The organism is Streptomyces rectiviolaceus, assembly GCF_039533825.1.
Classification (GTDB): Bacteria; Actinomycetota; Actinomycetes; order Streptomycetales; family Streptomycetaceae; genus Streptomyces; species Streptomyces rectiviolaceus.
This window is the reverse complement of sequence record NZ_BAAAUG010000019.1, coordinates 1-25,723: the sequence shown is the minus strand read 5'-3', so window position 1 is coordinate 25,723 and position 25,723 is coordinate 1. Positions and strand designations below refer to the sequence as shown.

Genomic DNA, 25,723 nt, shown 5'->3' with positions numbered 1-25,723 from the left:
AGAGAGACCCTTCCGATGAACCTCACCGATCACCCCACGGCCTGGGACCATCCGCCGACACGTCGTGCCTGGTTCCAGCACATGGCCATGAACGCCGTCGGCCTCGTCGGCTGGATCGGCGGGTGGATCGCGCTCCTCGGCATCTCCACGAACACGCCCGACTGGGTCGTGTGGATCTTCATGCCGTACTTCCTCTACGCGCCCCACCGCGTCTACCTCCAGCTCAAGGGCTACTTTCCCGCAGCCGTACGCATGCAGCGCGTCTTGTCGCAGTACCCCTGGCAGGTCCTCGCCGACGTCCCCCGTGGCCTGGGGAAGCACCCCGAGGCGCCGGAGGACGGAATGTGGTTCGAGCTCCTCAATCCGGAGAGCCCCGCGGAGAAGATCCCGTTGGTGTTCCTCGCCCATGGCCGCCAGCACTGGTGGATGAGGCGAATCGGTGGCCCTCGTACAGACCCGCGGCTGAAGGCCGAGATCGAACCGATCTGGTTCGCCGGAGACCCCCGCTTCCTGGCCGTGGTCGCAGCACCAGGCCGCAACGCCAAAGCCCCGAAGCGCCTGCACCTGCTCTATCAGCGAACTGCTTTCAACCGGCGCACCGATAACGCTGGGTGGGACGCAAGCCCCGCAGCTCTCGAGCGTGCGCGCCGCGCCGGAGCCAGACTGCCCGACCCGGTCCCACACCCCCGCGATGCACGGCACCGCGACAACGAACAGGCCGATCAGAGCAAAACATGAGCGCTGTCCCCCGCTTCACGCTCCACGATTCCGTCCATGCCCCCGACACGGCGATCTGGTACGCGCTCCCCGCGGGTTTCACCGACCTCCCGCTGGTGACCATCCTCGCAACCCCCGGCACCCCTGCCGCGGCCCAGCTACACATCGCCCTGGGCCCGCTCCTCGAAGCTGCTCCGGACGCCGCGAGCCGTCAGGCGCTCATCGCCCAACTGGCCACGGCCCAACAACTCCTGCTGGCCCTACGGGAAATCGGCACGGTCCACAGCTCGATCGGCCTGCACCGTGACGACACGGAGAACGGCGACGGCAGCCCCCTCCTCTCCCTCTTCACGATCACCTGGAGAGACACGGCGTGGGCCCCACGCTCCTTCGCTGCCGCCCGGGCCGTGGCCACCGCCGACCACCACACTCGCGTCGAGTACGCCGACCTGCCGTGCGGTCCGGCCACCCTCAGCGAAACCCTGCGGGCACCGGCCCCCGCAACAGGCCTCCCTCACCCCCGAGGCCCGTTGCTTCAACTCCACGCCCACCTCCCGCATCCAACGGGTAAGCGCATGGCAGTCCTCACCCTGAGCACCGCGGCTGCGGCTCGCCGGGAGGAGTACAGGACGCTGCTCCGTCAGATCACGGAACTGGTCAGCTTTGAGAATCCACTTGAGGGTGAACCGGGTAAGGCTCGGGCGACCTGCTAGTCGCCCTCTCCCTTGCCCTTGCCCTTCCCCTTGCCACCCTTGTCCTTCACGCCCTCGGAGACGTCCTTCGCCAGCTTGTCGTCCAGCTTCTTGAACTCTCGTACGACCGCGTCGGACATGTCCGCCAGCGCGTCCAGCTGCTGGGTGATGTCCTCGCGGCCGTCCTCCCAGTTGGACTCGAAGTCCTCGAGCGCGTCGTACACCCCGCCGTCGCCGATGTCGTCCTTGTAGGACTCGAAGGTCTTCTTCGTGCGGTTCATCCGGTCCTTCACGGACCGCAACCGGCCTCCGTAGTCCTCCAGGTCGCTGAGCGGCAGCGCGAGGTCGCTCTTGCCCTTACCGGCCATCGTCATGTCCCCCTTGCGTTGCTCTCCGCGTCCCGCCGACGGGAAGCGACGATATCGCGTGCCCCTTCGGAAGCAGGTCTGTCCGTCCGTTCATGCGTCCGTCCGTCTGTCCGGGCGACAGTCAGAACCACGGCCGCGAATCGCGGTCAACGCCATTCCCGAAACCCGAAACCCGGCATCCCTGCGTCCCCCCCCCAGCGAATTACCAGTCGAACTCCCCGAATTGGGCGATACCTCAGCGGTTGATCGACTGGACTTCCTGGACGTTCATGTCCTGGGTCGTCTCGAAGGTGCCGTCAGGCATCGTGTCGCCCGTGCCGCCCGAGCCCTCCCAGGAGATTTCCCAGGTGATGGAGGCCGTCAGCTGGTACGGCTTTCCGCCCGTTGCCCGGAGGTAGTTGATGCCGCACGGCGGGTCCTGTTTCGACTTGCCCTTGGTGTAGGGCGTGCCGATGCTGCCGTCTTCGTTGATCTTGCATTCGCCGGACGAGGGGAAGGTTTCCGCGTCCGCCGTGCCCGGTTCCAGGTGGAGGCTCTTCGGCTTTGCCGTGGTCTCCGCCCAGAGCGGGGTGTTGGGGAGCTCGGCGCGGACCGTGACGTCCTTGAACGTGCCCTTGTCCAGCCAGACCCACGTGGGCAGGTTCACCGTCGACTTGGCCTCGGGCTTCAGCTCGACCTTGGTGTCGGGGACCTTCACCTTGTCGTACGCGTACTCGGCGAGCATCTTCGGCGTGGGGGCGTTCGGGTCGTCCGGGATCTCGTTCGCGTTCACCCAGAACATGATGCGGCCGCAGTCCCACGACTTGGGGTCCGAGGAGTCGGGCGCCACGCCTCGCCAGAAGCGTCCGTCCTTGCCCTCGTTGTAGTCCTTGTAGCCCTCGGCCTGGCTGTTCGAGTCCGCGTGCAGGTCGAAATTGTCGGCAGGCTTGCCGTCCCGGTAGTGGTCGGTCCAGAGCCCCTTGCCGAACCAGGACTCGTGAATGCCGACGTCGCCGCCGCCGTCCTTGTCCACGAACTCCTTGAGTTCCTTGGAGGTGAAGGCCGGCTCGTACCAGCAGGCTGGTGGCTCCCAGTTGGGGTCGATCGGGGCGAGGTTGCCCTTCTTGCCGCCGCCGTCACCACCGGTGGGGTACGACAGCTGGATCGAGGAGACCCCGGCGGACAGGTTGCCGTTCTTGTCGGATCCGCCGCTCGGCTTTTCGCTGGACGGAGGCTGGGTGGTGTTGTCCCCCGGCCCTGCCGCGTGGGCGGCTCCGGCCGACCACAGCACGGCTGTCGCCGCCAATGCCGCGGACCATCGCACTGCACGTCGTGAGGATGTCATCGCCGGCACTCCTTCACTCGACCCTCGACCTCGATCTGCAGCACCTTCCAGATCTTCTCCGAACCCTTGGGCTGCTTCATGAGGAGACGGAATTCCTGGTAGTCGTCGAGGCTCGGCTTCGTGTACCTGATCTTCTCGGTCTCGACGTTCTTGCCGTAGAACTTGCTCTGGTCGCGGCACATGGTGACGAGCACGCCTGCCGTGCCGACCTTGTCGGTCTTGGCGCGGTAGTAGCTGTCCGTTCCTGTGGCGGTCCATTTGTCGTCCACCCACGACTTGATCTGCTTCTGCGCATAGCGGGTGGCATTGCCCAACGAATAGAACTGGTACGCCGGATCCTTGGGGTCCTGAGCCGTGATCCCGTGATTGAGGGCCCGGATGTAGTTCTCGGCGTTCTCCTGAGCCGCCGCGTGACGCAGATCGGAGGGCTTTGAGGAGCCGAATTCGACCTTCAGGTCGCTCGGCAGGCCGAGGTCCGGCTCGCCGGGCTTCGCGGGCGGCGAAGACTTCGACTTCTCCGAGCCGCCCCCCGCACCCTCGATCTTGTCCGAGGAGTCATCACTCCCACCGCCCCCACAGGCAGTCAGAAGCAGAGCCGCGCTCGTCACCAGAGCGGTCACGATGGGCATGGTGCGACGGGCCACGATTGCAGTCCCCCAGAGTTCGACTTGTATGCAGGAGAGAATGGAGCCGGACGACGTTACCAGTCGTGGGTTTCCAGTACTGGTGGGTCTTGTGAAGGCTCCCGCGTTCCGTGCGGTGACGGAAGTGAAGGGTCTCCAAGTGCTACGTGGGCGCAGCGAATCCGTTCCGGAACTGTGACGCGTGGGGATGAATGCTGTTCCGGGCGGTCAATCACGGGACGGCAACCGCTCAGGAAGAGCTGGGCTTACGGTGCAACTCGGGCGTAAACGGGCAGCGGGAGAAGTCCCTTGGGGCGCCTCGGGAGCCGTTGCCTCTGTCTGACCTCCGGCCCCTTCCGTACCATCGCCTCAGTACGCTCAGCGCACAGACCACCGCTGATCGCAGATCTCCATCCGCTCCCTCTCAGAGGACATCAGGACACCCGCCATGGCGCGCACCACTTCAAGTTCGACAGGCGGCCCGTCGGCTCCACGGAACCGGACGCCGCAGCCGTTGCCCCGGCGTCGTCGTACGTTCGGGGACTTCGTCAAGGCGTTCTTCGCCTTCGTCGCGCTGGCCGCGCTGGTCTTCGGCGTGCCTGGCGCCCTCGCGTACGCCGTGGGGTGGCCGCTTCCGGGCGGTGCTCCCTCGCTGGACTGGTTGCAGCAGGAGATCACGGTCGGGACGTTCATCAACGTACTGACCGTTGTCGTCTGGCTTGCCTGGGCCCAGTTCACCGCCTGTGTGCTGGTCGAGGTCAAGGCAGCGCTCTCCGGTGTCGGCATGCCTGGCCGTATTCCCGGCGCCGGCGGGAGCCAGCTCCTCGCCCGGCAACTCGTCGCAGCCCTGCTCCTGGTGGGCGCCACCGCCGCCAGCTTCGCGCCGGGGCTCTCGCAGTTCGGGCAGTCGTTGGAAGGGAACCAGAAGCCTGCTTCCGCCGCTTCCGCCCAGCAGACACCCGGTGGTCTCTTCGGGCAGGAGCAGGCCGGGAGCGCCGCCAGCGCCGTCGCCGAGCAGGCCGAGCAGGCGGCTGCCCACGCGGGGAGCAGCGCCAAGGACGGGGACACGAAGTACTACCGGATCCAGCCGCCTGAAGGGCGCCACCACGACTCCATGTGGGAGATCGCCGAGCGGCACCTGGGCGACGGCCGCCGGTACAAGGAGATCTACCAGCTCAACAAGGACCGTGAGCAGCCCGACGGGTCGCGGCTTTCCGAGGCCAGCCTCATCCGGCCCGGATGGATCATGGAGATGCCCGCGGACGCGCACGGCGGCGAGCTCGTCGAGATGCCCGACGAGGCGCCCAAGGTCTCGCAGGACGTGAAGGAGCAGATCTCCGACTACGCCAAGTCCGGCGATCACCAGCAGGGCGGCGGTCAGCAAGGCGGCAGCGGGTCCGGGTCCGGCTCCGGGTCTGGCTCCGGCGATCGCGACACCGCGCACATCACCATTCCCGAGCAGCGGCCCTCCCAGGGCGGGCAGCAGGAAGCGCCCGTCGCCGGCAGCGGGAGTGAGTCCGAGGGTTCTTCCTTCGGGCTGCCCGAGGCTCTCATCGGGGCTCCTCTCCTCGCCGCCGGTCTCCTCGGTGCGCTCGGACGCCGTCGGCGGCACGCGCTGTGGCAGTCGGCCATGGGTGCCATCGGCGGACGTCGCGGCATGGAGCCGCCGACGCCGACCGGGGGCGCGGCCGATGTGCAGGACGCGCTGCTCGTGGGGGCCGACCCCGAGGGCGTACGGCTTCTCGACCTCTCGCTCCGTGGGCTCGCCGCCTCGCTCGCCGAGGAATCGCGGGCCCTGCCGACCGTCTACGCCGCCTGGCTCAGCAACGGCGATCTGCATCTGCAGCTCGCCCAGCCCGCCGGACGGCCGCCCGCTCCTTGGCAGTTGGGGCAGGACCAGACGTTCTGGATGCTGGCGCGTACGGATGCCGAGCGGTACGAGGACGTGGATACCGCCGCTCCCTATCCGGGGCTCGTCAGTCTCGGAACGCTTGATGACTCGCGGCTGCTGCTCAACCTTGAAGCCGTGCCCGGTGTCGTGTCGCTGAGCGGGCGCGAGGCCGACCGTGCCGCCGTCTTCGCCTCCGTCGCCGCCGAGCTCGCCACCAACGGGTGGTCCGACCGCATGACCATCACCCTCGTCGGCTTCGGGCAGGACCTGACGCCGCTCGCGCCCAACCGTCTGCGGCACCTCGACGACATCGAGGCGCTCATCGAGACGATGGAGGCCGAGACGCGGCAGCGGCGCGGGGCCCTGGGGGCGGCCGGGCACGACTCGGTGCTCACCGGCCGTACGGGGCCCGCCCAGCACACCCGCTGGGCGCCGCACCTGGTGCTCCTCGCAGCCGAGCCCGCAGGGGACGATGCCGTGAAGCTCGCCGAACTGGCCGCCGACGCCGGTCGGTTGGGCATCGGGTACCTCGTCGGCACCGAGTCCGGTGACCTGCCGGGTGCCGCCTGGGAGATGGAGATCACCCCCGATGGCAAGCTCCTCGCCCCGCTGCTCGGGCTCGAGCTCGAGGCGCAGGCGCTGCCCGAGGCCCAGCAGCGGGCCGTCGTGGAGCTCTTCGTCGACGCCGACCCGGGCGAGGGTGAGGGAGCTGGTTCTGCCGGTTCCGGTCGTACGGGCGCCACTCCGCCGTTCCTCGTCGACGTCACCGAGCAGGGGCGGCCCGCGGTGTACGCGCGCCTCGTCGGTACGTACGAGATCATCGGCCTCGACACGCCTGACGGTGAACGCAGCCCGCTGATGCACGAGGCGCTTGCGCTGCTCCTGCTGCACCGCGAGGGTGTGCACCCCCGGGTGCTCTCCTCCGCGCTGTGGCCGCGGGGTGTCACCGAGGACGTACGCGACGCGCTCGTCGACCGGCTGCGGGAGTGGCTCGGCACCGAGCCGGACGGGTCGCCGCGGCTGCGGGCCGACCGGAGCGGGCGGCTCACGCTCGCCAAGTCCGTGGTTTCTGATCTGGATGTTCTGCGGTCGCTGTACCACGAGGCGACTCAGGGGCGCGGGGCCAACAGTCGGGCCGTGCGTGGGCGGATGCTTACCGATGCCCTGGTGCTCGTGCGGGGGCCGCTGCTCTCGGACCGGCCTCAGGGGCGGTACGCGTGGCTCACGCACGAGATCATCGACGCGCAGCTGCCGCTGCTCGTCGCCGACATCGGGCTCGCGCTCTCCGAGTTCCACCTGGAGAAGGGGCGCGCGGAGAAGGCCATCGAGGCGTTGAACGCTTCGCTGAATTCCGCGCCGGGGGATGAGCGGCTCTGGAACGAGTTGCTGCGGGCCACGCATGCGGTGGGCGACCCGGGTCGCCTTCAGCAGGTGGCCGCGGATCTCGTTGCCCGGAGTGGGGCTCGGGGCGTGCCGCCGCGGACCGAAGCCCTGCTGGACGAGTTGCTTCCTACCTGGCGTAGTGGCCTCACCGCGGTCAGCTGACGCCCGGCTGCATCGGAACCCAGCAGCTTCGGCGTTGTGCCCACCCGTTCCGCCTTGCGGAACGCCTGCCCACAACGGGGGAAGGACCTCTTGTACGTGACGCTCATCGTCGGCGCCCTCCTCTGGGGCGCCCTCCTCGGGGCCCTCGTCCCGCGCGCCGCGTACCGGCTCTCCGTGTCTCCCGATGAGGCCTGGCGCGACAGCTGCCCCGACGGGCATCCCCTGAGTGGCTGGGTCGGGCTTGCGCGGTGCCCGGAAGGAGATCGCTTCGGGCCCCGCACCCTGGCCGTCTCCCTCGCCACCGCCCTCGTCTGCGCCGCCCTCGCCGCCGCGACGGGCGCGCGGCCCGAGCTGGGCGTCTGGCTGTTGCTCGCGCCCTTCGGCGTACTGCTCGCCGTCGTGGACTTCGGCGTGCACCGGCTGCCCGATGTGCTGACGCTCCCGCTCGCCGCCGCCGCGCTCGCCCTCCTCGGGGGCGCCGCGCTGCTGCCCGAGCACGCCGGGTCCTGGATCCACGCGCTGTACGGGGGCCTCGCGCTCGGCGCCGCGTACTTCGTGCTCTTCCTCATCAGCCCGAACGGCATGGGCTTCGGGGATGTGAAGCTCGCGCTCGGCCTCGGGGCCGTCCTCGGCTGGTACGGCTGGGGCGGGGTGCTGCTCGGCACCTTCGCCGGGTTCCTGCTCGCCGCCCTGTACGGGACGGGGCTCGTCATCGCCCGCCGCGCCGGGCGCAAGACGGCGATCCCGTTCGGGCCCTTCCTGATCGGCGGGGCGTTCGTGGGGCTGCTCATCGGGGCGTACGCCGCCTGACGTCGGGCGCCACAAACAGCTGGCGTACGCTGGATCGGTCCGTCCAGAACCCTTACGAAAGGGACGCCCCGGTGACCGAGAAGGCCGAACTTCAGTCCGTCCTCGACCGTGCCGCCGCAGGTGGGCGGATCAGCGCCGAAGAGGCGCTCGACCTCTACCGCGATGCCCCGCTGCACGCGCTCGGCGCCGCCGCCGATGCGATTCGCCGCCGCCGGTACGCGGGTACCGAGCACATCGCGACGTACATCATCGAGCGGAACATCAACTACACCAACGTGTGTGTGACCGCCTGCAAGTTCTGCGCCTTCTACGCCCCGCCGAAGGACACCAAGAAGGGCTGGACGCGCGACCTCGACGACATCCTGCGGCGCTGCGCCGAGACCGTCGAGCTCGGTGGCACGCAGGTCATGTTCCAGGGCGGACACCACCCTGACTTCGGCGTCGAGTACTACGAAGAGCACTTCTCGGCGATCAAGAAGAACTACCCGCAGCTGGTCATCCACTCCCTCGGCGCCTCCGAGATCGAGCACATGGCCCGCATCTCGAAGGTGTCCGCCGAGGAGGCGATCCAGCGGATCCACGCCGCCGGGCTCGACTCCTTCGCCGGTGCGGGCGCCGAGCTGCTCCCGGCCCGCCCGCGCAAGGCCATCGCCCCGCTCAAGGAGAGCGGCGAGCGCTGGCTGGAGATCATGGAGATCTCCCACGGGCTCGGCGTCGAGTCGACGTCCACGATGCTCATGGGTACGGGCGAGACCAACGCCGAGCGCATCGAGCACCTGCGGATGATCCGCGACGTACAGGACAGGACCGGGGGCTTCCGGGCCTTCATCCCGTACACGTACCAGCCCGAGAACAACCACCTCAAGGGCCGGACGCAGGCCAGCATCTTCGAGTACATCCGCATGATCGCGATCTCGCGGATCTTCCTCGACAACGTCGCCCACATCCAGGGTTCCTGGCTGACCACCGGCAAGGAGGCCGGTCAGCTCACCCTGCACTACGGCGCGGACGACCTCGGCTCCGTCATGCTGGAGGAGAACGTCGTCTCCTCCGCCGGTGCCAAGCACCGCAACAACCTGCGCGACATGATCGACATGATCCGCACCGCGGACCGCGTCCCGGCCCAGCGCGCCACGACGTACGAGCACCTCGTCGTGCACGACGACCCGGCGAACGACCCGACCGACGACCGCGTCGCCTCGCACATCTCCTCCACGGCGATCGAGGGCGGCACGGCCCACCCCGAGCTGAAGCTCCTCGCCACGAACTGAGGCCGCTGTGCGCACACTTCACGTCGCCGAAGGGACACCGGAGGCGGCGGTACTGGTCGACGGGGCGGTCATCGCCGCCGTCGGCCCGTACGAAGAGCTGGCTGCGGCGCACCCCGCCGCGCGCGTCCGGCGCTGGCCCGGCATCCTCACGCCGGGCCTGCTCAACCCGTACGGCCCCGAACTCCTCGAAGCCACCTACCACCCCGACCCGCGCGAGGCCGACTGGCTCGGCACCGAGCCCATCGGCGGGGAGCGGGCGCGGGCCCTCTTCCGCGTCAACCCGTCCCGGGTGGGCGCCAGCGCCCGCCGGGGCGTGCAGCGGCTCTTCGCGCACGGCACGGTGGCCATCGCGGGCGAACTGCGGGTCAGGCCCGTGCTCGACACCGTCCGCAGGGCGGGCCTGGCGATCGGCCAACGCCCACCACAGCTTCCGGGCCCGCCGTCCCTGTCACCGACCCCACTGGTCCTCCTGCCACCCCTGAAGGAGGGCGCCCCGGCGTGCTTCGCGATCTTCGACGTACCCACGCGTGCGGAGCTGGTGCGCCAGGGCGCGGGAACGTGCGTGGCGACGGTGGTGGGCGGACGCATGGTGTACCGGGGCCGCTGAGGGCCGCCTTTAGGGGCGCGGGGAACTGCGCGAGCAACCCAGAACTAGCCGCACCCGCCAGACGGCCCCACCAGGCAGACGCCCCTGCGTAAAGCCCGCCGCAGGCGAAGTGCCAGCCGCAGGCAGGCGGGCCGCGGCCAAGGTAGAAGACCGGCCTGCCACAATAGGCCGGGTGACGCGAGCCTCCCTGGAAAAGCAGCCGCACGAAGTCGCCTCGATGTTCGACGACGTGGCGGAACGGTACGACCTCACGAACGACGTGCTGTCGCTCGGGCAGGCCCGGCTGTGGCGCAAGGAGGTCGCGAAGGCGGTCGACGCGCGCCCCGCGCAGAAGGTGCTCGACCTCGCCGCGGGGACGGCCACCTCGTCCCAGCCGTTCGCCCGAGCGGGAGCGTACGTCGTGCCCTGCGACTTCTCGCTCGGCATGCTGCAGGTCGGCAAGGCGCGCCACCCCTGGATGCCGTTCACGGCCGGGGACGCGACGAAGCTGCCGTTCAAGGACGACACGTTCGACGCCGTCACGATCTCCTTCGGGCTTCGCAACGTCCACGAGACGGACGAGGCGCTGCGGGAGATGTACCGCGTGACGAAGCCCGGCGGCCGGGTCGTCATCTGCGAGTTCTCGCACGCGACGTGGGCGCCGTTCCGCACGGTCTACGAGGAGTACCTGATGCGGGCGCTGCCGCCGGTCGCGCGCGCGGTCTCCTCCAACCCCGACGCGTACGTCTATCTCGCGGAGTCCATCCGATCCTGGCCGGACCAGCCGACGCTGGCCGCGCGGCTGCAGGACGCGGGCTGGTCGAAGGTGGCGTGGCGGAATCTGACCGGTGGAGTCGTCGCGCTGCACCGGGGTTTCAAGGCCTAGCCCCGCCGGACGCTTGAACCCGGGACGCCTGAACCCGGCCGCCTGAACCGGGGGCGCCTGAGCCGGGGCGCGCAGAATCCTGCGTTGTGAACCGAGTTGACGGGAACCAGCCGCCGGGCAAGATGTGTCCGTTGTGATACGACTCCGCCGACGCGACGGTGTCGGTGCGAATCCGCTCTTTCGCATCGCCCGCCGCGGGATCGTTCGGCACGGGTCGGCCTTTCTGGTCATCTCCCCAATGACGGAGCGTTCCCATGGCGTCGTATTGCCCTCACTGCGGGGCACCCACCCCTGACGAGGCCCGCTTCTGCATGAAGTGCGGGCGGGAGCGTCCGCGTGACACCTCGGTGGACGCGGGGCCCGCGGAGCTGCCCGCGGCGGAGCTGGGGGTGCCGACCTCCGCGGACGCGGCGCCGGTGGAACCTGAGCCTGACGCACCCGGCAGCGAGGCGCCCGAAGCTGCGCCCGACGCTGTGCCCGAAGCTACGCCTGCCGGACCCGGGTTCACGGCAACCTCCCTTCCCGCTCCCGCACTTCCGCCTTCCCCGGTGCCCGCCGCCCCCGCCCCCGCGTCCCCGCCCCCTCCCGGATACGTGCCGGGGGCGCCCTCCGCACCCTCGCCGCTCGGTGCCTTCTTCGGGCGGGCGTTCCGCGGGGACTGGGCCGGGGCCGCCCAAGCCGCGCTGTGGCCGGTGGGGTTGGTGCTCGTCGCGGCTGTGGCGCTGGCCATTCCCTCCTACGGGCAGGGCGACGAAAGTGACGTCGTCGTCGGGTTCGGCGAGCGGATGCGGATCGCCCTCGCGCTGCTGCTCCAGGCCGTGGGCGGCGGCTTCGAGATCTCGGGGAGCGAGCGGCAGCAGTCGTCCGTCTTCGGCGGCGAAAGCTCCAGTGTGGATGTCGCCTTCGACGGCAGCGCCACGCTGCACCTCATCCCGCTCACCGCCACCGCCCTGTGGATCGGGGCGCTCTTCATCGGCGTACGCATCCTGCGCAACCGCGTTCTCCTGCGCGCCGGAAGCCACGGCGGAGGCCACGGCGGCGGCACGCCGGGGCTCGAAGCGGCCGTGCGCGTCACCCTGTTGGTGACCGTGGGCATTCTCGCGCTCAGCCTCTTCGCGCAGCCCGAGATCGAGGGCGTCGAGCTCTCCTCCTCGCCGGTGCTCGCCGCGCTCGGTGCCTTCGTGCTCGGACTCGCCGTCTCCGGCGGTGTGCTGCACCGCCACGACCTCGCCCACTGGCAGGCCGGGCGGCCCGGCTGGCAGGCGGCGTTCCGCGCCACCGGCACCGCGCTGCGGGCGCTCGCGATCGTGCTGGCGCTCTGCTCGGTCGTCGCCTTCATCAGCCTCGCCCAGACCGACGACCTCGCGGGCATCACCGACCTCGACGACGCCGACGTCTCCCCGCTGCTCATCGCCCTGCTCGTGCTGCCGAACCTCGGCGTCGCCGCCCTCGGTCTCGGCTGGGGAGCGCCGTTCGAAGCGTCGGTGCAGGGGAGCAGTTCGGCGTACGGCGGCGGCCGCGAGAGCGAGTCCTTCGGGCTCTCCGAGCTGGGGGACATCACCAACGACTGGTCGATCGTGGGGGCGTTGGCGCTCGGGCTCGTGTGCGCGCTCGTCCTCGGCGTCCTCGCCGCGCGCCGCTCCGCGCACCGGGGCGAACAACTGCTCGCCGCCGGTGTCTTCTTCGGGCTCTTCCTGCTCCTCGCCGGGGTCGGCGGGCTCAGCATCGACGCCACCGGAAGCGCGTCGTCGGAGTTCGGCGGTAGCTCGGGCACAAGCGCGAACGGCTCGGGCAACGGCAGCTTCGAGGCGGGCGTGAGCGTGCCGGACGCGCTGCTCTTCGGGCTGCTCTGGGTCTTCGTAGCGGCACTCCTCGCGCCGTACCTGCTGCAGATGGCGGGGCAGCGGACGGGGATCATCGCGGCGCCGATGCCGCCGCTCCCGCCGATGCCGAACGGCCCCGCGGGCGCACCCGGCGCACCCGCCGCATCTGCCATGCCCGGCTCCCTGGACACCGCTCCCACCGAGGGCGCCGTCGGTGCCGTCGGTGCCGTGGGCCCCGTCACAACAGACGCCCCCTCGCCCGGAGTTGCCACCCCGGCGCCCCAACCCGCGCCCCAACCCACGTACGACCCGGCCGCGAACCCCGCCTACGCCCCCGCCGCCTACGACCCCCACACCTTCCAGCTGCGCCAGCAGCCGCCCGCCGCGCCCGACTCCCGCCGCACCGCAGTCTGGGTCGGCACCCTCGCCGCCGCCTTCCTCATCGGCAGCGGCATCGCGGCCGGCGTCCTGCTCTGGCAGAACGACGACGACGGCAAGGCCGACAAGGCGGGAGGCAAGGACGACAAGCCCGCCGTCAGCCGGACCCAGGACCCCACCGATTCGCCCTCACCGTCCTCCTCGCCGTCCTCATCGCCGTCCCCCTCGTTCACTCCCACCGAAGAGCCGAGCGCGAGCCCGGACACCGGGGGCGGCGCCCCTGAACTGCCCGCGGACTCCGACCTGGTGTCGGATGTGAGCGGCTTCGAGTTCGCCGTGCCCGAGGGCTGGACCCGGCAGGGCGAGGAACGGCCGGGGCAGATCGTGTACGCGGGGTCGACCGGCCGGGAGGGGTTCATCGTCGGCGTGGTGCCGAACGCCACGTACACCTCGTACGAGAACTTCACGACCATCGAGAAGGACGCCAAGAAGGACCCGGAGAAGTCGGACTACCAGCGGATCAGGCTGGAGCCGAACACCTTCCAGGGGCGCGGCGGCGCGATCTGGGAGTACACCTACAACGACACGGCGGGCCGTGAGATCCATGCGCTGAACCAGAGCTACGTCGCGGACAACGGCACCGAGTACGCCATCCAGCTCTCCTGGCGCGCGGACTTCTGGCCCGCGGGCGAGGGCGCGAAGGTACACCGGACCGCCCTTGAACACTGGCGGATCAACGGCTGAGGCGCCCGGAGGCCGATGACGCCAGGCGGTCCCTACCGCCTGGCCCCGACCTCACCGACTGGCCCCGACCTCGCTGTCCGGCTCGTCCAGCTCCTGTCGCAGCCCGCCGTCCGGAGGCCCCGGGCGGCGCGGCTCGCGTACGCCCGCGCCGCCCTCGCCCTCGCCGGGGCCGAGCTCGAACCAGACGGTGACGACGGCGTCGCGAGGGATCCACATGCCGGGCAGGGGGTACTGCCGGACCACGTGGTCGAGGACGATCAGATGGAAGTCGGGGCGGTCGGGCGCTGCGAGCAGCAGGCCGTGCTTCGCGGCCGACTCGCGCGCGTCCGCGGCCATGAGACCGACCAGCCGCGGCACGCGCACTTCGTCTGTACTGGGCGTCCTGGGCGTCCTCGGCACAGCTGTCACCCCCCGGCGGTACCCGCAGGGTAGACCCGCTACAGCGCGAGCCGGAAGCGGTGTGCCTCCCGTTCCGACGCCGGGATCGTGAAGGTCTCGGCCAGCTCCATGCCGAGCCGCCGGGTGACCGCGGCGGACCGTGCGTTGCGGGCGTCGACCATCGCCACCACGTTCCGTACGCCCGCCGCGCGCACCCGCTCCAGGGTGGCCTGCGCGGCGGCGGTCGCGTACCCCTTCCCCCAGGCGGCGCGGCCGAGCCGCCAGCCGATCTCGATCTCGCCCTTGGGCCCCCAGTCGTGCGGCCAGGGCTGCGCTCCGGTGAAGCCGATCGGCTCGCCGTCCGCGTCGAGCAACGTCCAGAAGCAGAAGCCGAGTTCGGCGTCGTGTCTGCGCTGCCGGGCGGTCAGCTCCTCGTACACGGAGAGCTCGGCCGACGCGCCGCCGTGGAACTCCATCACGTCCGGGTCGTCGAAGAGCCGGTGCCAGACGAAGGCGTCCTCGTGCGTCGGAACGCGCAGGCGTACGGCGGGCAGGGGCTTCGTCGGCAGTGCCTGCTTTGTCACGGGTGGCCCTTCGGGTGGCTGATCAGTACCGCTGCATAGACTGCCCATATCCCGTGCCCTCCGGCACACAGATTTCGAGCCTTGGGGAGAACCCGCCGTGACCCAGCCCCAGCCCCTCACCGAACACACCGCTGATGTGATCGTCGTCGGGGCCGGGCCAGCCGGTTCCACGACCGCCTACTACTTGGCGAAGGCCGGACTCGACGTACTCCTCCTGGAGAAGACCGCGTTCCCAAGGGAAAAGGTCTGCGGCGACGGCCTGACGCCGCGCGCCACCAAGCAGCTCGTCTCCATGGGGATCGACATCTCCGAGGAGGCGGGCTGGCTGCGGAACAAGGGCCTCCGCATCATCGGGGGCGGCGTACGGCTCCAGCTCGATTGGCCGGAACTCGCCGCCTACCCGAACTACGGCCTGGTCCGTAAGCGCGACGACTTCGACGAGCAGCTCGCGAACCAGGCGCAGAAGGCGGGCGCCCGCCTGCACCAGCGCTGCAACGTCGGCGCCCCGATCGTCGACGACCGCACGGGCCGCATCACCGGCGTGCACGCCAAGCTCGGCGAGGAGAAGACCCCGGTCACCTTCCACGCCCCGCTGGTGGTCGCCGCCGACGGCAACTCGACGCGGCTCTCCCTCGCGATGGGCCTGCACCGCCGCGACGACCGCCCGATGGGCGTCGCCGTCCGTACGTACTTCACCTCGCCCCGCCACGACGACGACTACCTGGAGTCCTGGCTGGAGCTGTGGGACCGGCGCGGCGCCGAGGACCGGCTGCTTCCCGGCTACGGCTGGATCTTCGGCATGGGCGACGGCACGTCGAACGTCGGGCTCGGCATCCTCGACTCCTCATCCGCCTACAAGGAGCTGGACTGGCGCGAGGTGTTGAAGGCCTGGTGCGCCTCGATGCCCGAGGACTGGGGCTACACCCCGGACAACATGACGATGCCGATCCGCGGCGCCGCCCTGCCCATGGCCTTCAACCGTCAGCCGCACTACACCAAGGGCCTGCTCCTGGTCGGCGACGCGGGCGGCATGGTGAACCCGTTCAACGGCGAGGGCATCGCGTACGCCATGGAGTCCGGGCAGATCGCGGCGGACGTCATCGTCCAGGCGCACGCCCGTCAGACCCCCGCCCAGCGGGAGTTGGCGCTGCACCGCTACCCGAAGGTCCTCAAGGACACCTACGGCGGCTACTACACACTCGGCCGCGCCTTCGTGAAGCTCATCGGCAACCCGAAGGTCATGAAGATCGCCACGCAGCGCGGCCTGACGCACCCGATGCTGATGCGCTTCACCCTGAAGATGCTGGCCAACCTCACCGACCCGACGGGCGGCGACGCGATGGACCGCATCATCAACGGCCTGAGCAAGGTGGCACCGAAGGCGTGAGTACTCCATGAGCGGGGCCCCGGTGACCGGTCCCGCGTCGGTGGACCGGGCGCTCGACCTCCTGGAGGCGATCGCCCGGGCCCCCGGACCCGTCCCCGCCAAGGTGCTGGCCCGTGAGCTCGGCTGCGCCCTGTCGACCGTGTACCACCTGCTCGCGCCGCTCACCGCGCGCGGCCACGTGGAGCGCACGGGCGCCGGGTACGCGCTCGGGCCGCGGGTCCCCGCCCTCTACCGCTCCTTCCAGCGGCACGCCGGGATCGACGAGGCAAGCAGGGGGCTGCTGTTGGACGTACGCAGGGCCGCCGGCGCCCATGCCTATCTGAGCGCGCGGCGGGGCAGCCGGATCGCGGTCGTCGACAGCACCGCATCGCTGAGCGAGAACCTGGACGATCCGTTCGAAGTCGGACTCGATCACGGTGCTCACGCCACCGCCCACGGCAAGGTGCTGCTCGCCTCGCTGAGCCGGGCGGCCAGGCGCCGCTATCTCGACGCGCACGGCCTGCCGCGCCTCACCGAGAACACGATCACAAGCCCCGACCGCTTCGAGGCCGAGCTGCGCCGGGTGCGTGCGGCGGGCGTCGCGGTGTCGGTGGGGGAGACGGACCCGGCTTTCACCTGCGTGGCCGTGCCGCTGCCGGACAGCGCGCGGGCCCTGTCGGTGTCGCTGCCGACCGCCGCCTACCGAGGGCGGCAGCGGGAGTTGGCGCGGGTTCTCACGCGGGCCGCGCGGTGCGGGTTTCCGACGCTGCCGGAATAGGGACATCTCCGGCTTGCCGTGCGCGGCGGTCGGCAGCACGCTGGCCGCATGATTTTCATCGCCGTCAAGTTCACCGTCCGCCCCGAGCACGCCGACACCTGGCTGGAGCGGACCGCCGAGTTCACCCGGGCCACGCGCGCGGAGGAGGGCAACCTCTTCTACGACTGGTCCCGCAGCGTGGACGACCCCAACCAGTTCGTCCTCCTGGAGGGCTTCGCCTCGCAGGAGGCGGGCGCCGCGCACGTCGGTTCCGACCACTTCAAGGCCGCCATGGAGACGATGTCCGAGGCGATCGCCTCGACTCCCGAGATCATCCACACCGAGATCCCGGGCAGCAGCTGGTCCGAGATGGGCGAGCTCTCGCCGAAGGGCTGACGCCTGCGCCTCGCTGGACACACAGAAGGGCCGGGAACCCCGCTGGGGGTTCCCGGCCCTTCTAGATAGCTGTGAGGGCCCTCAGAGGACGCGCACGGCGCCGTCGGCGGGGTAGCCCGACAGGTCCTGGATGACAACGCCCTTGCCGGGGTTGGCGGCGTCGAGGTACTGGCCGTTGCCGATGTACACACCCACGTGGTGCGCGGAGCCCGCGCCACCCCAGTAAAGGATGTCGCCCACCTGGACGTTGGAGAGCGAGACCGGCGTACCGGAGACCGACTGGTCCTGCGAGACGCGCGGAAGGTCCACGCCCGCCTGCTTGAACGCGGCCTGGACGAGGCTGGAGCAGTCCCAGGCGTTGGGTCCTGAGGCACCCATGACGTACGCGTCGCCGAGCTGGGCCTTGAGGAAGCTGATGACCGTGCCGACGCTGCCGCTGGCCGGGGCGGCCACATCGGCGGAGGCGTCGGCGCCGGAACCGGAGGCGCTGAGCGTCGTGCGCTCGGCGGAACGCGAGGCGCGCTCCTCCTCCGCCTTCTTCTTGGCGGCGGCCTCGGCCTTCGCCTTGGCCTCGGCCTTCTTCTCGGCCTGCGCCTGGTCTTCCTTGGCCTGCTTGGCGGCCTTCACGACGGCAGCGTTGCGCTCGGCACGGAGCTCGTAGCTGTCGGCGGTCTGCTGCGTGACTTCCGCGGACTGCGCGATCTGCGTGGAGAGGTCCGCGGTGAGCGTGGGCATTTCGATGGTCTCGGTCACCGGCTCGGCGGCGTTCGCCGTGCCGGCTGCCGCGGCCACTGCCAGGGTGCTGAGGACGCCACCGGCAACTCCGGCGCGCAGGGCCATCTTCGAGGCGCTACGACGGGGCTTCCGGTGGCTGGGTATGTGAGCGGTGTGGGACATGAGAACAACCGCTATCAGGGAGTCAGGGTTCCCTTCAAGAAACGTGGGCTGCGCCACAGTTGCCCGCGGCGGCCTTGAATCCCGGGCGTGTCACTTCTTATTGACGCCGTAACGGGCGATGCGGACACCGGCGATCACGCCTGTGATCATGGGGTTTCTGCAATACGCCCGAATTGCCCGTGGACTACCACCCGTTGAGTCGGTTGGCCAAGCCCCGCTTCTCCGCCGCGGTGCGCGGTGTGGCGCAGGTCACAGGTTTGACCCTAGGGGATCTCCCTGAGATCCCGCCGAGACCTTCCTGAGATCTCCCGAAGAAATCAGGGGTGTTGTCCGCGTGGGGGATCGGTGACGGATCGACGGCGGATCGACGGTGGATCGACGACGAGGTGGTGTCGAGGCGATGCGGACCGGATGCCGATTCGTCCTCGGGTGACGTCGCTCGGACCCTCGGGTCGGTGTCGCTCATACTCGCGGGCCGACGCCGTTCTCACTCGCGAGCCGACGCCGCGTCGCCCGCGCGCCGGCCACTCGTGTTCCGCTCGTGAATTCGTGCACGCATCGACGGCTGTCCACCTTCATCCACACCCCTCCCGCCAAAGTGTGAACGAGCCGCCACTATCAAGCCGTCGTGTCCAGCACCAATTTGCTTGCGGCGGCCATCGCTTGATAGGGCGACCCCCTCCCGACCAGCGGTAACTCGCTGAGATGTCACCTCTGGTGATCACTCAGGCGCTTCGCGTATGAAGATCACCGCTCATCCGACTTCATGATCCTTCGTCAGGTGGTGGAGATCACAAAGCCGTTGTCGCACCCCGTGTCGCAGATCACAGACCGGCGGGCATAAGATGCGGGGCAGTTGGGCTTGTGACCTGCTTCACATGTACGCGATCTTCGCGGGCCGCAGTCCAATGCAACCGCCAACAGTCAGTGCCGACTGAGAGGAGCGAGGAGCGTGAATGCCTATGCGCCCATCCTCGTGCTGGGAGCCCTCGGGGCAGGCTTTGCGATCTTCTCCGTGGTCATGGCCACGCTTATCGGTCCAAAGCGGTACAACCGCGCCAAGCTCGAGGCGTATGAGTGCGGAATCGAGCCGACGCCGACTCCGGCCGGTGGTGGGCGATTCCCCATCAAGTACTACCTGACGGCGATGCTCTTCATCGTCTTCGACATCGAGATCGTCTTCCTTTACCCCTGGGCCGTCACCTTCGACGCGCTGGGGATTTTCGGGCTCGTGGAGATGCTGCTCTTCGTGCTCACCGTCTTCGTCGCGTACGCGTACGTATGGCGGCGTGGCGGCCTGGAATGGGACTAAGGGTCTGAGGGGCAAAGAGCAATGGGACTCGAAGAGAAACTGCCGAGCGGATTTCTGCTGACCACCGTCGAACAGGCCGCGGGCTGGGTGCGCAAGTCATCCGTCTTCCCCGCGACCTTCGGCCTCGCGTGCTGCGCCATCGAGATGATGACGACAGGAGCCGGGCGCTATGACCTGGCCCGCTTCGGCATGGAGGTCTTCCGCGGTTCACCGCGGCAGGCGGACCTGATGATCGTGGCCGGACGCGTGAGCCAGAAGATGGCGCCGGTCCTGCGGCAGGTCTATGACCAGATGCCCAACCCCAAGTGGGTCATTTCCATGGGGGTTTGCGCTTCATCCGGCGGGATGTTCAACAATTACGCGATTGTGCAGGGTGTGGACCACATTGTCCCTGTTGACATCTATTTGCCCGGCTGTCCGCCGCGGCCCGAGATGCTGATGGACGCCATCCTCAAGCTCCACCAGAAGATCCAGGGCTCCAAGCTCGGGGTCAACGCCGAGGAAGCGGCCCGCGAGGCGGAGGAGGCGGCCCTCAAGGCCCTCCCCACCATCGAGATGAAGGGGCTGCTGCGGTGAGTGACGCGCACGACGAGCACGACGAGCACCTGAACGGGAACGGCGTTCCCGCCCCCCGCGACGAGGCCGGAAGGGTCATCGGCGTCCGCAAGGGCATGTTCGGCGCCGACAACGGCGGCGACACGTCCGGTTACGGCGGGCTCGTGCGGACGGTCACCCTGCCGGGCGCCTCCGCGCGCCCCTACGGCGGCTGGTTCGACGAAGTCGCGGACGAGCTGGAGGGGGCCCTGGAAGAGCAGGGGCTCCTGCCGGAGAACGCGATCGAGAAGACGGTCGTCGACCGGGACGAGCTCACCTTCCACATCGCGCGCGAGCACCTCGTCCGGGTCGCCCAGACCCTGCGCGACGACCCGGCCCTGCGCTTCGAGCTCTGCACGGGCGTCTCGGGGGTGCACTTCCTCGAGGACAAGGGCCGCGAGCTGCACGCCGTCTACCACCTGCGCTCGATCACCCACAACCGCCTGATCCGGCTCGAAGTCAGTGCCCCTGACGCCGATCCGCACGTCCCCTCGCTGGTCGCGGTCTATCCGACGAACGACTGGCACGAGCGCGAGACGTACGACTTCTTCGGCCTGATCTTCGACGGTCACCCGGCGCTGACGCGGATCATGATGCCGGACGACTGGCAGGGCTTCCCGCAGCGCAAGGACTATCCCCTCGGCGGCATCCCCGTCGAGTACAAGGGCGCCCAGATCCCGGCTCCGGACCAGCGGAGGTCGTACAGCTGATGAGCACGTCACATGCATCCGCGCGCGAGACGACCGAGGGGACTGTATATACAGTCACCGGCGGCGACTGGGACGAGGTCGTCCAGTCCGCTGCCCGGTCCGACGACGAGCGCATCATCGTCAACATGGGTCCGCAGCACCCCTCCACCCATGGTGTGCTCCGGCTCATCCTGGAGATCGAGGGCGAGACCGTCTCCGAGGCCCGCTGCGGCATCGGCTATCTGCACACGGGCATCGAGAAGAACCTCGAGTACCGCACGTGGACGCAGGGCACGACGTTCGTCACGCGCATGGACTATCTGACGCCGTTCTTCAACGAGACGGCGTACTGCCTCGGGGTCGAGAAGCTCCTCGGCATCGAGGACCAGATCCCGGACCGCGCCACGATCATCCGCGTGCTCCTGATGGAGCTCAACCGCATCTCCTCGCACCTGGTGGCCATCGCCACCGGCGGCATGGAGCTGGGCGCGACGACGATCATGATCTACGGCTTCCGTGATCGTGAACTCGTTCTCGACATCTTCGAGTTGATCACCGGCCTGCGCATGAACCACGCGTACGTCCGGCCCGGCGGGCTCGCCCAGGACCTGCCGCCTGGCGCGGTGGACCAGATGCGCGAGTTCGTGAAGAAGATGAAGAAGAACCTTCCCGAGTACGACAAGCTCGCCACCGGGAACCCCATCTTCAAGGCCCGTATGCAGGACGTCGGCTATCTCGACCTCGCGGGCTGCATGGCTCTCGGCGCCACGGGCCCCGTCCTGCGCTCGGCGGGCCTGCCGCACGACCTGCGCAAGTCGGACCCCTACTGCGGTTACGAGAACTACGAGTTCGACGTGCCGACCGCCGACACCTGTGACTCCTACGGACGCTTCCTGATCCGCCTGGAGGAGATGCGCCAGTCGCTGCGCATCGTCGAGCAGTGCCTGGACCGCCTGGAGCCGGGTCCGGTCATGGTCGAGGACAAGAAGATCGCCTGGCCCGCGCAACTGGCGCTCGGCCCGGACGGATTGGGCAACTCGCTCGATCACATCAAGAAGATCATGGGCACCTCCATGGAGGCCCTGATCCACCACTTCAAGCTGGTGACCGAGGGCTTCAGGGTCCCGGCCGGGCAGACGTACACCGCGGTCGAGTCGCCCAAGGGCGAGCTCGGGGTGCATGTCGTCTCCGACGGCGGAACCCGCCCCTACCGGGTCCACTTCCGCGACCCGTCCTTCACCAACCTGCAGGCCATGGCGGCGATGTGCGAGGGCGGCCAGGTCGCCGACGTCATCGTCGCCGTCGCGTCCATCGACCCCGTGATGGGAGGCGTCGACCGGTGACCACCACTCCTTCCCAGCAGGGTGCGGGGCAGGGCGCGGGCGTCAGCCTGGGCATGCCCCAACTCCCCGCCCCCGACTTCCCGGCCGACGTACGGGCCAGGCTCGACGCGGACGCCAAGGAGATCATCTCCCGCTACCCGGACTCCCGGTCCGCGCTGCTCCCGCTGCTGCACCTCGTGCAGTCCGAGGAGGGCCACGTCACGCGCACGGGCATGGCCTTCTGCGCGGACGTGCTCGGCCTGACCACCGCCGAGGTCACCGCGGTCGCGACCTTCTACACGATGTACCGCAGGAAGCCCTCCGGGGACTACCAAGTCGGCGTCTGCACCAACACGTTGTGCGCCGTCATGGGAGGCGACGCGATCTTCGAGTCGCTCCAGGAGCACCTGGGCGTCGGCAACGAAGGGACCACGGAGGACGGCAAGGTCACGCTGGAGCACATCGAGTGCAACGCGGCCTGTGACTTCGCTCCCGTCGTGATGGTCAACTGGGAGTTCTTCGACAACCAGACTCCCGAGACCGCCAAGCGGCTCGTCGACGACCTGCGCGCGGGCGTGCAGGTCGAGCCGACCCGCGGCGCCCCCTTGTGCACGTACAAGGAGACGGCCCGGATCCTGGCGGGCTTCCCGGACGAGCGCGCGGGCGCCGTAGAGGCGACCGGCGGCGCGGGCCCGGCCTCGCTGATCGGACTACGCCTGGCCAAGGGCGAGTTGCCGCAGGCGCGGGTGGTCCACCCGCGCACGGGCGGACCGCAGGACGAGGCGCCTGCCGAGCACCTCAGCTCGCACGACGCACCGCAGGAGACCTCGGCATCCGACCCGGCCCACCCGGCCGGACCGACCGCCGAGGAGGGGGAGTGATGACCTTGGCCGCCGAGATCGACCACGAGACGAGCCCGGAGAAGCTGCTCGCGCCGGTGCTTTCGGCGTTCTGGGACGAGGAGAAGTCCTGGACGCTCGACACCTACCGCCGGCACGAGGGGTACGAGGGCCTGCGCAAGGCCCTGGCCATGGCGCCGGACGACCTCATCGCGTACGTGAAGGACTCCGGTCTGCGCGGCCGTGGCGGCGCGGGATTCCCCACCGGAATGAAATGGCAGTTCATTCCGCAGGGAGATGGAAAGCCGCACTATCTAGTTGTCAACGCCGACGAATCGGAGCCGGGGACCTGTAAGGACATCCCGCTCCTCTTCGCCAACCCGCATAGCCTCATCGAGGGCATTGTGATCGCCTGTTACGCGATCCGTTCTTCGCATGCCTTCATCTACCTGCGCGGTGAAGTCGTCCCCGTGCTCAGGCGGTTGCACGAGGCCGTGCGTGAGGCGAAAGAGGCGGGATTCCTGGGCGAGAACATCCTGGGCAGCGGACTCGATCTCGAACTCACCGTGCACGCGGGCGCGGGCGCGTACATCTGTGGTGAGGAGACCGCGCTGCTCGACTCGCTCGAAGGCCGCCGTGGCCAGCCGCGACTGCGTCCCCCTTTCCCGGCCGTCGCGGGCCTCTACGCATGCCCCACTGTCGTGAATAACGTCGAGTCCATCGCGTCGGTTCCCGCGATCCTGAATCGCGGAAAAGACTGGTTCAAGTCGATGGGAAGCGAGAAGTCCCCGGGATTCACGCTCTATTCGCTGAGCGGGCACGTCACGAGCCCCGGTCAGTACGAGGCCCCGCTCGGCATCACCCTGCGCCAGCTGCTCGACATGAGCGGCGGGATCAGGGCGGGACACCGGCTCAAGTTCTGGACGCCGGGCGGCTCCTCGACGCCGATGTTCACCGACGAGCACCTCGACGTCCCGCTGGACTACGAGGGCGTGGGCGCCGCAGGGTCGATGCTCGGCACGAAGGCACTGCAGTGCTTCGACGAGACGACCTGCGTGGTGCGGGCGGTCACGCGCTGGACCGAGTTCTACGCCCACGAGTCCTGCGGCAAGTGCACGCCCTGCCGCGAAGGGACGTACTGGCTGGTGCAGTTGCTCCGCGACATCGAGGCCGGCAAGGGCGTCATGTCCGACCTCGACAAGCTGAACGACATCGCCGACAACATCAACGGCAAGTCCTTCTGCGCCCTCGGTGACGGCGCCGCGTCGCCGATCTTCTCCTCGCTCAAGTACTTCCGCGAGGAGTACGAGCAGCACATCACCGGCAAGGGCTGCCCCTTCGACCCGGCCAAGTCGACTCTCTGGGCCGACAGGCCCGCCAAAAACTCGGAGGTGAACGCATGACAGTGACCACCAACAGCGCTCCCTCCGGAGGGGGCGAGGCGCCGGTACCGCCGGAAGATCTCGTGTCACTGACGATCGACGGCATCGAGATCAGCGTCCCCAAGGGGACCCTGGTCATCCGGGCCGCCGAGCTCCTCGGCATCGAGATCCCCCGGTTCTGCGACCACCCGCTGCTCGACCCTGCGGGCGCCTGCCGCCAGTGCATCGTCGAGGTGGAGGGCCAGCGCAAGCCGATGGCCTCCTGCACCATCACCTGCACCGACGGCATGGTCGTGAAGTCGCAGCTGTCGTCGCCGGTCGCCGAGAAGGCGCAGCGCGGTGTGATGGAGCTGCTCCTCATCAACCACCCGCTGGACTGCCCGGTCTGCGACAAGGGCGGCGAGTGCCCCCTGCAGAACCAGGCGATGCAGGTCGGCGACACGGACTCCCGCTTCGAGGGCAAGAAGCGGACGTTCGAGAAGCCGGTGCCGATCTCCACCCAGGTGCTTCTCGACCGCGAGCGGTGTGTGCTCTGCGCACGCTGCACCCGGTTCTCCAACCAGATCGCGGGCGACCCGATGATCGAGCTGCTTGAGCGCGGCGCGCTCCAGCAGGTCGGCACGGGCGAGGGTGACCCCTTCGAGTCGTACTTCTCCGGGAACACCATCCAGATCTGTCCGGTCGGCGCGCTGACCTCGGCGGCGTATCGGTTCCGCTCCCGGCCCTTCGACCTGGTGTCGTCGCCTTCGGTCTGCGAGCACTGCGCGGGTGGCTGCGCGACCCGCACCGACCACCGCCGCGGCAAGGTCATGCGGCGCCTCGCCGCGGACGACCCCGAGGTCAACGAGGAGTGGCTCTGCGACAAGGGGCGCTTCGGCTTCCGTTACGCGCAGAAGCCGGACCGGCTCACCACGCCGCTGGTGCGCAACTCCGAGACGGGTGAGCTGGAGACCGCAGGCTGGCCCGAGGCTCTCGCGGCCGCGGCCGCCGGGCTCGCCGCCGCGCGCGGCCGTGCCGGTGTGCTGACCGGCGGGCGCCTCACCGTGGAGGACGCCTACGCGTACAGCAAGTACGCGCGCGTGGCGCTCGACACGAACGACATCGACTTCCGTGCGCGCGTGCACAGCAGCGAGGAGGCCGACTTCCTCGCCGCCCGTGTCGCGGGCCGTGGCCGGGATCTCGACGGCACCGGAGTCACGTACGCGGACGTGGAGAAGGCACCCGCCGTCCTGCTCGTCGGGCTCGAGTCCGAGGAGGAGGCGCCCGGAATCTTCCTGCGCCTGCGCAAGGCCTGGCGCAAGCACGGCCAGCGGACCTACTCCCTCGCGACGCACCGGACCCGGGGCCTGGAGAAGGCGGGCGGCACGCTGTTGCCCGCGGCTCCCGGCACCGAGACGGAGTGGCTCGACGCCCTCGCGGGTGGAGCCGGTCTTGAGGGTGACGGCGCCAAGGCGGCCGAGGCGCTGCGCACTTCGGGAGCGGTGATCGTGGTCGGCGAGCGCCTCGCCGCCGTGGCGGGCGGGCTCACCGCCGCCGCACGGGCCGCGTC

Annotated in this window: 24 protein-coding genes; 18 read left to right on the top strand and 6 right to left on the bottom strand. The window is 69.5% G+C overall.

The window, feature by feature from the left end; translation table 11 throughout:
- The first annotated feature begins 15 nt into the window (after positions 1-15).
- Complete coding sequence (locus tag ABD378_RS04425; RefSeq protein WP_344519037.1) at positions 16-738, top strand: hypothetical protein; 723 nt, start codon at positions 16-18, stop codon at positions 736-738.
- Positions 735-1,430 (top strand): hypothetical protein, encoded by a 696-nt coding sequence (locus tag ABD378_RS04420; RefSeq protein WP_344519036.1) that lies wholly within the window; start codon positions 735-737, stop codon positions 1,428-1,430. Before ABD378_RS04425 ends, ABD378_RS04420 begins: the two co-directional genes overlap by 4 nt.
- Here ABD378_RS04420 and ABD378_RS04415 read toward each other — a convergent pair.
- The 3 genes from ABD378_RS04415 to ABD378_RS04405 form a co-directional block, all read right to left on the bottom strand.
- Complete coding sequence (locus ABD378_RS04415; RefSeq protein ID WP_344519035.1) at positions 1,427-1,783, bottom strand: hypothetical protein; 357 nt, start codon at positions 1,781-1,783, stop codon at positions 1,427-1,429. The two genes, ABD378_RS04420 and ABD378_RS04415, sit on opposite strands and share 4 nt — an antisense overlap.
- A 229-nt stretch (positions 1,784-2,012) precedes the next feature.
- Positions 2,013-3,101 carry a hypothetical protein gene (locus tag ABD378_RS04410; RefSeq protein ID WP_344519033.1) on the bottom strand — a complete coding sequence of 363 codons (1,089 nt, stop codon included), beginning with the start codon at positions 3,099-3,101 and terminating at the stop codon, positions 2,013-2,015.
- The gene (locus ABD378_RS04405) at positions 3,098-3,730 is read right to left on the bottom strand and encodes a hypothetical protein (protein ID WP_344519032.1); all 633 of its coding nucleotides are present in this window, start codon (positions 3,728-3,730) and stop codon (positions 3,098-3,100) included. Before ABD378_RS04405 ends, ABD378_RS04410 begins: the two co-directional genes overlap by 4 nt.
- 442 nt (positions 3,731-4,172) lie before the next feature.
- Between ABD378_RS04405 and ABD378_RS04400 the strand changes: the two genes are divergently transcribed.
- The 6 genes from ABD378_RS04400 (at position 4,173) to ABD378_RS04375 (ending at position 13,658) form a co-directional block, all read left to right on the top strand.
- Positions 4,173-7,160, top strand: coding sequence for a BTAD domain-containing putative transcriptional regulator (locus ABD378_RS04400; RefSeq protein ID WP_344519031.1), 2,988 nt, complete (start codon positions 4,173-4,175; stop codon positions 7,158-7,160).
- 90 nt (positions 7,161-7,250) lie between these two features.
- Complete coding sequence (locus ABD378_RS04395) at positions 7,251-7,970, top strand: prepilin peptidase (RefSeq protein ID WP_344519030.1); 720 nt, start codon at positions 7,251-7,253, stop codon at positions 7,968-7,970.
- A 71-nt stretch (positions 7,971-8,041) separates the two neighbouring features.
- Complete coding sequence (gene mqnC, locus ABD378_RS04390; RefSeq protein ID WP_344519029.1) at positions 8,042-9,241, top strand: cyclic dehypoxanthinyl futalosine synthase; 1,200 nt, start codon at positions 8,042-8,044, stop codon at positions 9,239-9,241.
- 7 nt (positions 9,242-9,248) lie between these two features.
- Entirely contained in the window at positions 9,249-9,848 is a 600-nt protein-coding gene (locus ABD378_RS04385) for an imidazolonepropionase-like domain-containing protein (RefSeq protein WP_344519028.1), read from the top strand.
- Between the two features lie 172 nt (positions 9,849-10,020).
- Positions 10,021-10,713 (top strand): demethylmenaquinone methyltransferase, encoded by a 693-nt coding sequence (locus tag ABD378_RS04380; protein ID WP_344519027.1) that lies wholly within the window; start codon positions 10,021-10,023, stop codon positions 10,711-10,713.
- 254 nt (positions 10,714-10,967) lie between these two features.
- Complete coding sequence (locus ABD378_RS04375) at positions 10,968-13,658, top strand: zinc-ribbon domain-containing protein (protein ID WP_344519026.1); 2,691 nt, start codon at positions 10,968-10,970, stop codon at positions 13,656-13,658.
- A 51-nt stretch (positions 13,659-13,709) separates the two neighbouring features.
- Here the strand turns inward: ABD378_RS04375 and ABD378_RS04370 are convergent, their stop codons facing one another.
- Positions 13,710-14,021: a PASTA domain-containing protein gene (locus ABD378_RS04370; RefSeq protein ID WP_344519025.1), complete on the bottom strand. Its 312-nt coding sequence runs from the start codon at positions 14,019-14,021 to the stop codon at positions 13,710-13,712.
- 74 nt (positions 14,022-14,095) lie between these two features.
- Positions 14,096-14,620, bottom strand: coding sequence for a GNAT family N-acetyltransferase (locus ABD378_RS04365; protein ID WP_344519023.1), 525 nt, complete (start codon positions 14,618-14,620; stop codon positions 14,096-14,098).
- A 97-nt stretch (positions 14,621-14,717) separates the two neighbouring features.
- Here ABD378_RS04365 and ABD378_RS04360 point away from each other — a divergent pair, with 97 nt between their 5' ends.
- Genes ABD378_RS04360 through ABD378_RS04350 form a run of 3 tightly spaced genes read left to right on the top strand, consistent with a single transcriptional unit; the run spans position 14,718 to position 17,139 of the window.
- On the top strand, positions 14,718-16,007 hold the full coding sequence (locus ABD378_RS04360) for a geranylgeranyl reductase family protein (protein ID WP_344519022.1): 1,290 nt from the start codon (positions 14,718-14,720) through the stop codon (positions 16,005-16,007).
- A gap of 7 nt (positions 16,008-16,014) precedes the next feature.
- Positions 16,015-16,764, top strand: a complete 750-nt coding sequence (locus ABD378_RS04355) for an IclR family transcriptional regulator (RefSeq protein ID WP_344519021.1) — start codon at positions 16,015-16,017, stop codon at positions 16,762-16,764.
- Between the two features lie 48 nt (positions 16,765-16,812).
- Positions 16,813-17,139, top strand: a complete 327-nt coding sequence (locus tag ABD378_RS04350; protein WP_344519019.1) for a putative quinol monooxygenase — start codon at positions 16,813-16,815, stop codon at positions 17,137-17,139.
- An 81-nt stretch (positions 17,140-17,220) separates the two neighbouring features.
- Here the strand turns inward: ABD378_RS04350 and ABD378_RS04345 are convergent, their stop codons facing one another.
- Complete coding sequence (locus tag ABD378_RS04345) at positions 17,221-18,036, bottom strand: C40 family peptidase (RefSeq protein ID WP_344519017.1); 816 nt, start codon at positions 18,034-18,036, stop codon at positions 17,221-17,223.
- Between the two features lie 952 nt (positions 18,037-18,988).
- On the opposite strand from ABD378_RS04345, the gene ABD378_RS04340 reads away from it, so the two are divergent.
- The 7 genes from ABD378_RS04340 to ABD378_RS04310 all read left to right on the top strand — a co-directional run.
- Positions 18,989-19,348, top strand: coding sequence for an NADH-quinone oxidoreductase subunit A (locus ABD378_RS04340; protein WP_003992243.1), 360 nt, complete (start codon positions 18,989-18,991; stop codon positions 19,346-19,348).
- 21 nt (positions 19,349-19,369) lie between these two features.
- Complete coding sequence (locus ABD378_RS04335) at positions 19,370-19,924, top strand: NuoB/complex I 20 kDa subunit family protein (RefSeq protein ID WP_005313804.1); 555 nt, start codon at positions 19,370-19,372, stop codon at positions 19,922-19,924.
- Positions 19,925-19,953: 29 nt separating this feature from the next.
- Positions 19,954-20,652, top strand: coding sequence for an NADH-quinone oxidoreductase subunit C (locus tag ABD378_RS04330; protein ID WP_386546741.1), 699 nt, complete (start codon positions 19,954-19,956; stop codon positions 20,650-20,652).
- Positions 20,652-21,974, top strand: coding sequence for an NADH-quinone oxidoreductase subunit D (locus ABD378_RS04325; RefSeq protein ID WP_344519014.1), 1,323 nt, complete (start codon positions 20,652-20,654; stop codon positions 21,972-21,974). Before ABD378_RS04330 ends, ABD378_RS04325 begins: the two co-directional genes overlap by 1 nt.
- A gap of 53 nt (positions 21,975-22,027) precedes the next feature.
- Positions 22,028-22,834: an NADH-quinone oxidoreductase subunit NuoE gene (gene nuoE, locus ABD378_RS04320; protein WP_386546739.1), complete on the top strand. Its 807-nt coding sequence runs from the start codon at positions 22,028-22,030 to the stop codon at positions 22,832-22,834.
- A complete protein-coding gene (nuoF, locus tag ABD378_RS04315; RefSeq protein ID WP_344519011.1) occupies positions 22,834-24,195 on the top strand; it encodes an NADH-quinone oxidoreductase subunit NuoF in 1,362 nt (453 codons plus the stop codon). Before nuoE ends, nuoF begins: the two co-directional genes overlap by 1 nt.
- Positions 24,192-25,723 (top strand): NADH-quinone oxidoreductase subunit G (locus ABD378_RS04310; RefSeq protein WP_344519010.1); only part of this gene is annotated, 1,532 nt, incomplete at its 3' end. The genes nuoF and ABD378_RS04310, both read left to right, overlap by 4 nt.